Source organism: Paraburkholderia sp. D1E (assembly GCF_052682275.1).
This window is the reverse complement of sequence record NZ_JBQYMB010000001.1, coordinates 2,497,822-2,510,772: the sequence shown is the minus strand read 5'-3', so window position 1 is coordinate 2,510,772 and position 12,951 is coordinate 2,497,822. Positions and strand designations below refer to the sequence as shown.

At 59.5% G+C, this 12,951-nt stretch carries 8 protein-coding genes; 7 read left to right on the top strand and 1 reads right to left on the bottom strand.

Features of this window, described 5'->3' with window-relative positions:
• Window position 1: 1 nt before the first annotated feature.
• Complete coding sequence (locus ACUN0E_RS11365; protein WP_445566626.1) at window positions 2–6,166, bottom strand: RHS repeat-associated core domain-containing protein; 6,165 nt, start codon at window positions 6,164–6,166, stop codon at window positions 2–4.
• Between the two features lie 766 nt (window positions 6,167–6,932).
• Between ACUN0E_RS11365 and gspG the strand changes: the two genes are divergently transcribed.
• Genes gspG through ACUN0E_RS11330 form a run of 7 tightly spaced genes read left to right on the top strand, consistent with a single transcriptional unit; the run spans window position 6,933 to window position 12,928 of the window.
• Complete coding sequence (gspG, locus tag ACUN0E_RS11360) at window positions 6,933–7,358, top strand: type II secretion system major pseudopilin GspG (RefSeq protein WP_445566625.1); 426 nt, start codon at window positions 6,933–6,935, stop codon at window positions 7,356–7,358.
• A 37-nt stretch (window positions 7,359–7,395) separates the two neighbouring features.
• The gene (locus ACUN0E_RS11355) at window positions 7,396–8,655 is read left to right on the top strand and encodes a type II secretion system F family protein (protein WP_445566624.1); all 1,260 of its coding nucleotides are present in this window, start codon (window positions 7,396–7,398) and stop codon (window positions 8,653–8,655) included.
• Window positions 8,652–10,376 carry a GspE/PulE family protein gene (locus ACUN0E_RS11350; RefSeq protein ID WP_445566623.1) on the top strand — a complete coding sequence of 575 codons (1,725 nt, stop codon included), beginning with the start codon at window positions 8,652–8,654 and terminating at the stop codon, window positions 10,374–10,376. Before ACUN0E_RS11355 ends, ACUN0E_RS11350 begins: the two co-directional genes overlap by 4 nt.
• Window positions 10,357–11,187 (top strand): hypothetical protein, encoded by an 831-nt coding sequence (locus ACUN0E_RS11345; RefSeq protein WP_408203452.1) that lies wholly within the window; start codon window positions 10,357–10,359, stop codon window positions 11,185–11,187. Before ACUN0E_RS11350 ends, ACUN0E_RS11345 begins: the two co-directional genes overlap by 20 nt.
• A complete protein-coding gene (locus tag ACUN0E_RS11340) occupies window positions 11,188–11,742 on the top strand; it encodes a PilN domain-containing protein (RefSeq protein ID WP_445566622.1) in 555 nt (184 codons plus the stop codon).
• On the top strand, window positions 11,739–12,317 hold the full coding sequence (locus ACUN0E_RS11335; protein ID WP_445566621.1) for a hypothetical protein: 579 nt from the start codon (window positions 11,739–11,741) through the stop codon (window positions 12,315–12,317). Before ACUN0E_RS11340 ends, ACUN0E_RS11335 begins: the two co-directional genes overlap by 4 nt.
• Complete coding sequence (locus tag ACUN0E_RS11330; RefSeq protein ID WP_445566620.1) at window positions 12,314–12,928, top strand: hypothetical protein; 615 nt, start codon at window positions 12,314–12,316, stop codon at window positions 12,926–12,928. Before ACUN0E_RS11335 ends, ACUN0E_RS11330 begins: the two co-directional genes overlap by 4 nt.
• The last annotated feature ends 23 nt before the right edge of the window (window positions 12,929–12,951 follow it).

Genomic DNA, 12,951 nt, shown 5'->3' with positions numbered 1-12,951 from the left:
CTTATTTTCCTATACGTGTCAAATCAGCACTAAACGTTCCCTGGCGCGTATCCTTGGACATCAGATTTTTAACGGAATCGGCCATTTTCCAAGCGCCGCCATTATGGCCATCTATATCCCTTGTGATGTAGCTCTTGCCATTGGAATATACTGCCTGTCCATTTACAACTTCTGAAATCCGCTTAAATCCAAGCGCTTCTGCGGCCGCCGTTGCCTCTTTTGTGGTCGCGTATACCGGACCAGATACTGCCCGAACGGCTGAGTTAACAGCACCGGCCAAAGCACTGCCAACTTCTTTAATAGTTGCCGGCCCTAGGCAAACACTTGGCCCGCCCGTCGCAATGCAACCGCTGCTGTCAATTTTCGGCGGGCCACCCAGTGCCAAATCTGTTAGTGCCGACTTTGCAGAGCACGCAGCCAATCCAGAAGGATCACCGAAGTTGACCGGGTTATTCCCCACATACGCATACCAGTTCAGGTCATCCTGATACCCCACCGGATCCGTCTGCAGGAACCGCCCCAGCGCCGGCGAGTACATCCGCGCCTTGTAATAATACAGCCCCAACGGCGCCAGATACTGTTGCCCCGTGTATCCGAAGCGCGACGCCGGCACTCCTTCTGTCTCCCCGAACGGCCCGTACGCTTGGCTACCCGTTGTCGCACCCGTGAATGTCGCCTGCGCCACAATGCTGCCCTGCTGGTTCGCGTACAGAAAGCTCCTTGCTTCCGTGCTCGCGCCTTCGTACTGCACCAACGGCGCATCCACCCCAGGACCGAACACATAGCGCCGCGTCAGCTTGCCCGCGCTGTCGTACTCAGCCACCAGGTTCTGTCCGTCGTACAGCAGAGTCGTGTCCGTCGGGGCCAATCCGATCACCTTCGTCCGCACCAGCCGCCCTTCCGGGTCGTAGCTGAGCGTCGCGCTCGTACCCGCGCGCGTCCCCGATGTCATCCGGTTGTCCGCGTCGTAGCCGTAAATCCACACCCCGTCACTCGTCAGGTTGCCGTTGCGGTCGTACGTAAAACCCTTGCCCGCCACACCCGCGTACTGGTTCAGCGCGTTTGCCGTGTACGCGGTACTCGCTGCAGCAGGCTTCCACGCGTACCGGCCGTTCGTCACACGCGCCTGTTTGATATCACCCAGCTGGTTGCGCGTGAAGCTCGCCGCCCAGTCCTCCGAGTTGCCCGTGAAGCGGTGGTTCAGGTTCGACAGCCCCCCTTGATCGTCGTATGCCAGCTCGGTGTAAGTGCCGTTGCCCCCGTCCACCGCGGTCCGGCGGTTCAGCGCGTCATAGCGGTATTGGGCCAGCAGCGACTCGCCGTTCTCGATAACCTGCACCGGCCGCCTGTAGCTGTCATACCTGATCAATACGTGGAATCCGTCCGGCCATGCGATGTCGGTCACATTGCCGGCCGCATCACGGGTGTAACGCAGCGTCCTGCCCGCAGCGCTCGTCTGCGTCAACTGGTCCATCCCGTCATAGCTGTTCGTGATCGTATGGCTGCCGTCGCTGAATTGTGATGCCGTCTTCAAGCCCCGCAGGTCGTAGCTGTACTGCACATTGCCCATCCCGGCTGGGAACGTGCGGGCCTCCAACCGATCCAGCGCGTCGAAGCTCTGCCCGATCGTGTCGCCACTACGCTTCCTGAGCGAAATCAGGTTGCCATTCGCGTCCCACGCGTACTGCTCGTAGTTATTCGCGTCGCCCATGCCCGGCTGCCCGTCTAGCGGAAAGTGCGTACGGTACAGCCGGTCGTGGCCGTCATACAGGTTCACCGTGGTGTTGCCTTTCGCGTCACTCGTCAGCGCCACCGTCCCGTTCGGGTTGTAGGTGTAGCTCACGTAGCTCTGCTCCAGACCCGTGCCCACCGCCTTGCGGATGCTCTTCACGCTGTCGTTCGCGTTGTACACCGTCTCGGTGACGCGGTTGCCGCCGTCGGCCGCCACCAGGTATCGCGTCACCCGTGACGGGCGATGATGGTCGTCATACGCCGTGTCGGTGACCGGCGTCGGCGCGGTTTCGACTGGACAGGTGCTTACATTCGCCGTTTTAGCCGGGCCCCAGACCCGTACCACGTCGCCCATCGCGTTGTAGCGCCTGCACGTCACCATCGCGCCACCGGCAATCGCCACGCCGCGGATGATCTCGCGGCTGTCCGCGTCGTAGGTGATCACCTCGTCGCTCGCCAGCAGGTTCGCGTTCGTGCGGGTCACGTTGCCGCGCTTGTCATAGGTGTACGTGACGGTCGCAACGCCATCGCGTTTGCTCGTGAGCAGTCGGCCTTCGCTGTCGAAGATGTTGACCGTCTTGATGGCCTGGCCGTCCGCGTCCTTAGTCGTGGTCAACGGCGTATGGTCGGCAGCATAGCTGATCGTCATCGCCGTACTTCGCGTTGCGTCGATTTTCTCGGTCACGCGCACTGGCCGATTAAACTTGCTGCCGCTCGTGTTTTGGGCCGACTCGTAAGCGATGGCGGTGCTAGGCGACACGCCGTTCACCGCAGGCCGCGTGACGCTGGTCGGCAGCCATTCGTTGTACGTAGTCGTGGTCACCTGACCTTTGGCGTTCGTGGCAGTGAGGACGTTGCCGTACCTCGGGCTATAGGTGAAGCGTTGCGTCAACACCGGATCACTGGTACCGGGCCGGGGATACCGTGATACGGTTGCTATGTTATGCGTACAGCCCGGCAGCGGGATGTACGCGAGCGCGCAGCTCGCGTCGTCGTAAGTATATTCGGTGCGGTTGCCCTCAGGACGAGTCTCGCGAACCAGGCGGTTCTGGCCGTCATACTCCTTGATCGTCCAGTTGCCCATTGGATCACTGACTTGCAGCAGGTTCCCTTCGCCGTCGATATAGTTCGCCCGGCTCGATCCACCCGGGCCCACTTCCTCACTGCGATAACCGGCGAAGTAATAATTGAACAGGTTGCCAGCGCCACTTGTCTGCGTCTGCACGCGACCCAACGAGTCATAAGTATTGCTGACCACTGGCGTGTTCGGGAATGAAGGCTGATAGAACCTGTTCATACGCCCGGGCTGGTCGTACTCGAAGCGCGTCGCAAAGCCTTCCTGATCAGTTTCACTAACCAGGTTGTCGTTGCCGTCGTACGCGTAGCGTACGGTCTGCTGGGGGCTGCTGACGCTCTGCAAACGATTGTTCGCGTAGGTCAACGTCAGGCTACGACCAACGGTATTGGCGATGCGCGTCAGCAGATCGCCGCTCCAGGTGAAGCTAACCGTTTTGCCATCCGGATGAAGGTAATAGCTTACCTTTCCTGAAGTGAAGGTATAGCGTGCGCCGCCGAGGATGACGTAGTCTGATTGGGCAGGAAAAACGTTCAGATGCACAGCCTTGCCCGGCGGCGAGCTGTAATCGCCATCGGGCAACCGCACGAACACATCGCTGTTCAGACCGAACGTTGCAATCCGGGTGTTGTCGACCAACTGGTCGCCAAACCAGCGCTGAGCCACCACCGCACTCAGGAATTTCTCAGCTGGGGCAACCGGATCGTTCAGCAGGTCAAGAGACGCCTTATGCTCCACGATCGCACCCACAGCATCGAGCGCAAGCCGGTCGCCCAACCCGAGGAAGCCATCGGAGGCACTGCGAAGACGGATGTCGTAGTTGTGTGTCCAGCCTTTGCCGAGCGCGCCGCTCTGAGTCTTCATCCCACTGCTGTAGAGGCGCTGGAAGTTCAGGCTGTCGGGTGTATCGCCGTAGCCAGTTTTGAGGTCCTGATGTTCATACAGGAAGTTGCCGTGGACCATATCGATCGGGTCGCCACCAATCTGTGCCGCGCCAAAGTAGTTGATCTGTTTCTGCGGTGACTGCGAATTATTGATTGCGGCGACGGTGTAGTTAACCGCGGACTGCGGCGTCGTGAAGAAGCCGCCCGAATATCCGCCGCTAATGGTCGCGCCAAGCAGACGCACTTTTCCGGTGCCGAGGACAAAGTAACCAACGCCCTTCCAACTGTTCTCGGTCAATTGGCAGTTGCCCGGAATCAGCAACCGGTAGCCCTGGTTCAGATAATTCTGGAAGTTGCCAAGATGAGCCTGGCAGTTAGCCAGCGCGGGCTGAATCACATTCGCGTAGTGACCACCGCCCGTGTTGTAGATCGTTTGCCCCTGACTCAGCGCCATGTCGATCAGCTTCACGGTCGACACCGCCGACACGCCAGAGGTCTGATTGACCGCGGTCGACTCAAGGATCGAAAGATGCATCCCGTTGCTGTCGAACACCGCCTTTTCCAGGTTCGTATCGCCAGTCATCTGGGCGGTCGAACTCATGTTACTCGGCAGGTCGACGTACGGACCGTCATAGAAGCCGGCGATGCCGATCTGGTGCTGCTGGACCGAGTACGCATTCGCCAGGCGGTCGGTAATCGAGGCGCTGGCCGTAGTCTGTGACACCCATTGCGCGCCCATCACGCCGAGGCTTGCGCCGAGCACTGGCTCGCTGGTGTCGGCGTTGCCGGCCGCGCGAATGTTTTCCAGATACTTAAGATAGCTTTGCGACAAGCCGCGACCGGTCGGGCCCCAACCGTTGACGACCAGGTACGTGCCGCCCCCCTTGATGTGCTGGTCGAACGCATGGTCGGAGTCGGCGTTGGGATACGCGTTATGCCACACGATAAAACTGATGACACTATCGGCCCCTGGCGCGACAGCGCTTCCCGGCGCACCGATCGTCTGCCCTTCAAGTTTGAGCACAGGCTGACTCGACGAGTTGTACGTGATCGTCAGGCGTTTGCCGTAAATCGCGTCGGACGTGAAAGTCTGGTCAATTCCCTGATAAACCACACGCACGGTCGGCTTGTAGCCAGCCGGAATGTCGGTCCACTCTTCTGGAGTCCAGCGCGTATCAAGCAGCGGATTCTGGGTCTGCCGTAGAGCACCGCCGTAGAAAGGCGTGATCGCTTTGCCGCCGACGATGTCGCTGAGGGTTGCCGTTGGCTTGTTCTTGCGAATCCAGCTTGCGAGGTTGGACGCGGAGGTCTGCAGATCCGAGCGGATGCCCGTGCGGTTCAAGCTGCGCACCAGATCGGGCGTGACGGTCGCACCCGTGGTAGCGTTCCTCAAAAACGACGACGCGTTATAGCCGGCGGCTACGTTCAGGTCGATACCGGACTTGAGGGTGTGCGGCTTGTAGCTGGGGTCGAACGTGTACCACGTCCCTCCGATATTGGCCTTGACCCACAGATGCTCGATCGAGATGTCGGTCAGCGCAGCATTCAACCCGGGGCAACTGCCAGCCTGTATCGCGTTGATGCTATAGACCGGGACCTGAGTCTGGCCCATCAGGTTCAGAACGGCACACACGTTGCCGACCGGCACGCCATACCACTCAGAGAACTGCTGCGCACTGAGCTTGATCACGCCACGAACGAAACGCGCGTCGTAACCCGACGTGCGCAGCAGCGACACCATCAACTGCGCCTGGTCGAACGCGCTGCCCTGGTTATCGAGCACCGCACCGAGCGCGCCTTTATGGATGCCGCGCACCGGGTCGATTTCAATATTGTTGCGGACGAACTGATAAATCAGGTCCGGGTTGTAGCGCAGCGCGCGAGCGAGCTCGTCAATCGACGCCGGGCCGGGAGGCGCATCGTTGGTGACGATTCCATTAGCACCAGTGACACCGGCACCGCGAAGCAGCCCCTTCTTCGCTTGCTCAAAGCTCTGCAGATGAACGCCCTCCGCGGTGGCATGCGTGCGCTGCAGATCGAGCTTCGGCAGCGTCTCGATCGTGCCATTGGCGTTGATGCCGGCCGGCAATTCACGGGCTACCTCCTTGTCGTGCGCCGTAGCCTCAGCTTCAGTGACCGGGAGCATGACTGCTCGCAAGCTGTTCGGCTGCGGAGCGAATTCCTGGCCGGACTGGGTTGGAGCGGCCCGCAACAACTTCGGCGCGGCGGGCGTGGACGGCTCACGGCCGCGGCGAATGAGCGGCTGCTGCTGGGTTTGCTGCGCATTCGCGCCGGCATCTTTGTCGACGACGACCGGCGTGGCGCTGGAGAACTGGACGTTGCCGGCTTCGGCGGTGCCAAGAAACATTGCCAGCATGCCCGCCAGTGCGGTCAGCACAACAGGGCGAACCGATTTGCATTTGTGGGGGGTGCGGCGGCTGGTCGCGCGGATTTCTACGTATGCGGCCTCGGGCATCTAACATTTCCTCGAGTGTTGGTGTTTTAGTTGCTGCTACCAAATTTGCGCGCAGAGAGCCCCCTCCCTTGGCGCAAGGGATGAATACTTTTTCAGGGGCGTGCGAGTCAATCAGCCGCCATGGTCTCCATCTGCACACTCCTTAAAGAGTGCGGATGGAGTTACAACCGGCGCTACCGATCTATCCCGATGACTGTCCGGCGCGGACGGTCGGAATGGAGCTTATGAAGGCGAGATGCTGACAACGCTGGTACGGTTACCGGCAGCGTCATAGCTATAGGTGATGGTGGTAGTTTGGCCACCGTCGCTGTAGGCGACCTTTGCCAGCCGTCCCAGCGCGTCATAGGTGTAGTTAGCGTCACTAGCGGAAAACACCGCTGCGGAAGACGTTAGCAAAACGATGCTGGCTGCAAGACCGATTGCTTGCCGAGTTCCCTTGTTCCCCATCCACTTGCGAGCTGCACCGTGTGGTTTTTCTAGCCTGCTTTCCAACGACTCTCTGCTAGTCACTTTGCTGCCTCCCGTCTTTCACTATGCATTACTAACCTGTAATAGATATTACATAGCACTTAACACACGATCAACATCAAATTTTTCTACCGATTAGAAATCCAAACTAAATCAAGCGCGTCAAATGAAAGTGTCAAATTAGGTGACAACGTATTGCTATCTGGTCCGACGACGTGCAATGCTCCGGATCTGCCTGCTTGGGTCAAGCTAGTCAAACCAGGTCTGCAAAATAGGCCAAACGATACTTAGCAAAACGATGAAAAATGTAAAGGCACGCGACCAGCGCGGCTTCACGCTGCTCGAATTGCTAGTTGTACTGGTGATCATCGGCCTGCTCGCTGGCATTGTCGGTCCGCGGCTGTTTGCCAATGTGGATAAATCCAAGGTGACCACGGCAAAGGCGCAGATCAACGTTTTGAGCAAAGCGGTTGAACAGCTACGGCTGGATATCGGCCGTTACCCTTCGGCACAGGAAGGATTGGCCCTGCTTACGTCGCCGCCCGCCGACGGTACTCCCGGCTGGAGTGGCCCCTATCTGACCAAGACCGTGCCGCTGGATCCGTGGGGCATGCCGTACCGCTACGTCTTTCCCGGCACGCGTAATCCGGATTACGACATCGTGTCGGATGGTGCGGAGAAGCAAGGTGCGGGCGCCAACGCAAGCGCGGAAATCCACAACTAGGCCACGGGCGGCTGTAACAGGTAAGTGATCCAGGATCGTGACGAAATTTGTCTTGCTCGGGCTGAATGCGCGTGGGGAACTGCAGCAGTTTGACCTGCTCGCCGCGAATCGAAAGGATGCGCAGCAGGAAGGCGTGCGGTGCGCGCGGCAAGCTGGGGTACAGATGGTCGAAGTCTGTGCTGCCGGCGCCGGCACGGCAGGGTCGCCCCGCGAGCGCATTTCTCTCGCCGGCTTACTCCGGCGCAAACGTTTCGATTTATCCCTGTTCGTGTACGAACTGCTGGCACTGCTGCGCGCCGGGCTCGCCCTGACCGAGGCGCTGGAAACCCTGGACGAGCGCTGGCGGCAGAACGGCGCCGGCACGTCAGTGGAGGAGAAAAGTCACTACGTCCTGCCCGAACTGATTCGCCTGATGCAAGAAGGCAAATCGTTTTCAGCCGCATTGGCTAGGCATCCGGACTGCTTTTCGGGGCTGTTTGTCGCCATGGTTGCAGCGAGTGAGCAGACGGGCGGGATGACGCAGGCGTTAGAGCGATATCTGCAGTATGACGCTCAGGTGACCCTCGTTCGGCAGAAAATGATCGCGGCCTCGCTATATCCGGCGATGCTTCTGATGACGGGAACGGTTGTCGCTTTCTTTCTGGTCTGGTTCCTCGCACCGCGCTTCGGGCATGTGTACGAGGGGATGACGCATACCGAGTTGCCGTTGCTGTCGCAATGGCTGATCAGCTTTGGGCTCTTCGTAAGCAATCACACAACGGCATCGCTGGCCTGCCTGATCGCGACGCTCGCCGCCGCGGTCGCGCTGCCGATGCGTCCGACGGTGCAGCAGCAATGCCTCGCAATGCTCGGTCGAATCGAATGGATTGGCGGAATGTTGAAGTTGATGCAGTTGGCTCGCTTCTACCGCTCGCTTGGAATGCTGCTGCAAGGTGGCGTTGCGCTACTGCCATCACTCGAAATGACGCGAGAGCTTTTGCCGCTTACGCTTCAGGCCGGCCTCACAAGGTCGATGCTGGGCATTGCTCAGGGCAAGAAGATGAGCCAGAGCTTGCAGCACGAAAATCTGATGACCTCGGTTGCGCTGCGCCTGTTGCGTGCTGGCGAACGCAACGGCCAGATAGCCGGAATGCTGGAGCAAGCGGCACTGTTTCATGAACGGGAAATCATGCAGTGGATTGAACGGTTTGCACGTCTGGTTGAGCCGGTACTGATGCTGGTAATGGGATTGGGAATCGGGCTGATCGTCGTGCTGCTGTACCTGCCTATTTTCGACCTGGCTGGGAGTCTGCAATGAGCAACTCAACAGCCGAAGCGCTCGCCGAACCCACTCAGAAAGCCTTGCAACTCCAGCGAGCGCGCGAACTCGCGCTCACTGGCGGCGAAGGCGTTTTGAGCGCGCTGGAACGGCTTTCCGGATTGTCCCCGGATGAGACGTTGCTGTTTGCCTCGCGCGAAAGCGGTATGCCGGTGCGGCGGCTCGCACAAATGGAAACCATGCTGCCCGATTTTTCGGTGTTCGATTACGCGGAATGCCTCAAGCAAAACTGCGTCGTTCTGAACAATGCCGCAGATGGCGACGCGGACGGCGGCAGCAGCGAGCCCAACCGGATCTTCGTCTGCGACGATCCCTGGAACGACACGCTGATTTCACTCGCGAGTTATCGGCTGGTGGGCTATTTCGACGTGGCATGCGCGCATCCGCTCGAACTAAAGGTCTTGCTTACACGTTTTGGCAGCGATCAGGAGGCACTAACTCAACTGATCCAGCTCGACCGGTCGGATACCGGCGTGCTGGATGCTGAAGAGATTTCGCTCGCGTCGATCGCCAGCGACGAAAGCCAGGTCGTGCGCCTCGTGAATTCAACACTTTACGACGCTCATCGCAACCGCGTCTCCGACATCCATTTTGAGAACGCCCTGCGCGGACTGACGATCAAGTATCGGATCGACGGCGTGATTTCTACTGCACGCGCATTGCCGGACCCCGGCCTAGCCGAGCAGGTCATTTCACGTTTGAAGGTGATGGCCGAACTGGATATCGGCGAAAAGCGGATTCCACAAGACGGACGGTTCTCGGTATCCATGCAGGCACGCGAGGTCGATTTTCGCGTCTCGATCATGCCCGGCCTGTTCGGTGAAGATGCGGTGTTGCGTATCCTGGACCGGCAATCGCTGACAGCCGACATGGCGCAATTGAATCTGGACATGCTGGGTATCGATGCGACGACGCGCCAGGTGATGCGCAGACTGGCGAATCAGCCATACGGCATGCTACTTGTGACTGGGCCGACCGGCTCTGGCAAAACGACCACGCTGTATGCGACGCTTTCCGAGATCAAGCGTGGCGATGACAAGATCATCACCATCGAGGACCCCGTCGAGTATCAACTCGAAGACATTCTGCAGATTCCGGTAAACGAAAAAAAAGGGCTGACGTTTGCCCGCGGACTACGCTCGATTTTGCGGCATGATCCCGACCGGATACTGGTCGGCGAGATACGAGATCGAGAAACCGCAGAAATCGCGATTCAGGCTGCCCTGACGGGTCATCTGGTCTACACGACGGTCCATGCAAACAACGTGTTCGATGTGCTGAGCCGTTTCCGGCATATGCAGATTGACCCCTATAGCTTCGTGACAGCCCTGAACGGCGTGGTAGCGCAGCGGCTCGTCCGGCTCGTTTGTACTCAATGCGCCGCACCGTTTATCCCGGACGACGCACTCCTGCAGGATTCGCGTGTCACGCGCGAGCAGCTAGCGGACGGCAGTCTGATGAAAGGGACGGGTTGTGCGCATTGCCGCGGCAGTGGTTATCGCGGCCGGCGCGCATTGGCCGAAGTGCTGACGCTGGACGACGACCTGCGCGAGGCCATTTTGCAACAGATGCCGGCAAGTCAGTTAAAGGAAATGGCACGCCAACGCGGCATGCGTTTCATGCGAGAGCAAGCGGTCGATGCGGTGCGCCTCGGTCAGACAACCTTGGAGGAAATCAACCGTGTCACGTTTACCGGCTAGCCGGCTGATTCAGTTCGTCAAGAGGGTCTGCAGCCTGTCCATCAGACTCGGCCGTCCTGAACGGCTGCGCATTTACCTCGACCGAAGCGGGCTGGCGGTTTGCGTGGTGACCGGCCGCTTCCGGCCTGTGGTGCGAAGTAAAGCCATTCTGCCCTCCACCATATCGGACTGCGATGCCACTCATAGCGTTTCAGCGGCGCTCGCTGCGTTGACCACATGGCTGCACACGCATCCGTTCCGGAGTTCGATCGAATGGGTCATCGGTATCGACCACGTGCGCTATCTGCTGTTGCCATGGGACGAACGCCTCTCGAGCCATTCGTTCTGTCATACGCTGGCCGCTGCATTATTCGCCCAGCAGTCCACAGCGAGTGATATTCCGCTTTCCGCGTACCAGATGCGCTTTGCACCACGCTCGTTCGGCCAGCCGCTATTGGCGGCGCTGATCCCTAGCGAAGTCATCGGAGAAATTACCGCATTCGCATCCCGCCACCAGTGCCGCACCCGGCGCATTACACCGGCCTTGAGCGTGGTCTGGGATCGCTTTTTTGTCCGAATAAAAAACGATTCCGGCGTGCTGGCGCTCGTTGAAGGACAGCGTCTGTTGCGCGTGACGTATGACCACGGGCACGTCACTTCACTATTCGTGCAGCCCTTCTCCGGCGAGCGGACACCGGCCATTCCGGGCGGGGTGACACTCGCTTTCCCGGCACAGAACCTGACAATGCCGGCAAACGGTGACCTGACGCTGCAAGGCTTGGCGCCTGACGATGACGCACGCTTCGCATACGCACTCTGCGGGGTCTTCTGAATGGCACGTCTGTACTGGAATTTTGCCCAGCGGCGTGGGTGGACTCAACCGTGTTCGATCGTCTGCGTCCTCGCGCTGGCTGGCTGCATCCATGCATTGTGGTGGCGGCACGACCTGCTAAATCGGCGTGAACACGTGGTCGAGCAAGCGCAAGAAGCGTTTCACCGTGCAGCGGCCCGCGAGCATCGGGTTTCCTCTCCGCCACCTGCCACACTCAACCAGGTGTTTGCGGAGATGCGCTATCCGTGGACCGAAGTGCTAGACAGCCTGCAACAGGTGACCAAACCCGGCCTTGACCTGCTCACGCTGGAACCTGACGCCGGCGCGATCCGGCGCGTGCACATCAGTGGTGTGGCGAACCAGGCCCAAGACGTGTTCGATCTGATCTCGGCGCTGCAGGGCGACCAAGCCTGGTCCTCGGTGCAACTAATCAGCCAGACGAGAAACGACGACACCGGCATGCCGCACGCCAACGGCTCCGCGCTTCCGGGACTGCCCACCGCCCTCCCTCGTAGCATTTCGTTTTCACTGGTAGCCGAATGGGGGCGACCGTGAACGGGAAAAAGCTTCGGCAAAAAATCTCCTGGTGCCTCGCATGCGTCTTGAACCGGATGGAGTGGCAACACACCACTGCAATGGGCTTGTTGGTCTTATGGGCAACGCTGATCGGCACGATAGATTGGCCACTGCGCGCAGAAACGCGGCAGATGACATTGCGGCTAGCCCAGCACATGGCTCTGAAACCGACAAGGCCGCGCTCAGCCACGCAGCCGTCAGCACCGCGCGATCTGACGCATGAATTTACGGCGTCCCTGCCCGAATTTGAAAAGTATTCAGAACAGCTTCGCGAGTTGAGCTTGCTGGCGGACAAAAGCAGCGTCGTCATCACGCGCATTGATTACCGTTACGAACAGATACCTGCGCTGCCAATCAAGAAGCTGATTCTGCGTATGGACATAAGAGGAGACGAAGCGCAGCAGCGCAGGTTCTTGCAAACAACGCTGAACGCCATTCCGAACCTGTCGGTCGCGCGCCTCGCGTTTGCAAAGAGCACAGACGGCGCCACCAAGGTCGAGCAGAAGCTGGACGTCAATCTGTATTACCAGTTGCGCACGAAGGCCTCCGCATGAGACTGACTGTTTCACCCCCCCTGCAATTGCTACTGGTAGCGACGGTAGTGGGGTCCGGCGTCCTGCTACTCCGTCCTGAACCTGTCGAGCTGCCTCTACCTGTCGTCGCGCGGACATCGGCTGCGACGGGGCAGCAGATCACTGCGGCGAAGATCGCGCATCAAGAGGAGCGGCCGTGGAACCGACCGCTGCTGCCCGAGCCCGTGGCACCCAAAACTATTGTTCCGCAGGCATCGGGATTGCCCCCTCTTCCGCCGTCCGGGTTTAAACCAGACGTGAATCCGACGCCTCCGTTGCCTCCCATCCCAGCCGCGCTGATGCAGCCGGATGTGGTGTATCTGGGCCGCATGATCAAGGACGGCAAAGTACAGGTATTTTTCGCATCGAACGGCGATCCGGTCGTCTTGAGCGCAGGCGACGTGCTCAACGGCAGTTGGCGCATTCAAGCAATTTCGACAACGGAAGTCACGCTGCATCACTTGCAAACAGGGGAAACACGGCAGGTTGCGATGGGAGGCAGCCCTGATCCCCATCCAGGTAGTGTGGCAACGGTTCAGGTCGGCCAACGTTTTCTCGCGAGCCAACCCGTACAAGAGCAAAAGACCGACTAACAGGTAGACGGATGAGCAACGAG

What these genes read in the sequence shown, in the direction of transcription:
- ACUN0E_RS11365 (WP_445566626.1), bottom strand. Translation starts at nt 6,166, where the DNA reads ATGCCCGAGGCCGCATACGTAGAAATCCGCGCGACCAGCCGCCGCACC.
- gspG (WP_445566625.1), top strand. Translation starts at nt 6,933, where the DNA reads ATGAAAAATGTAAAGGCACGCGACCAGCGCGGCTTCACGCTGCTCGAA.
- ACUN0E_RS11350 (WP_445566623.1), top strand. Translation starts at nt 8,652, where the DNA reads ATGAGCAACTCAACAGCCGAAGCGCTCGCCGAACCCACTCAGAAAGCC.
- ACUN0E_RS11340 (WP_445566622.1), top strand. Translation starts at nt 11,188, where the DNA reads ATGGCACGTCTGTACTGGAATTTTGCCCAGCGGCGTGGGTGGACTCAA.
- ACUN0E_RS11330 (WP_445566620.1), top strand. Translation starts at nt 12,314, where the DNA reads ATGAGACTGACTGTTTCACCCCCCCTGCAATTGCTACTGGTAGCGACG.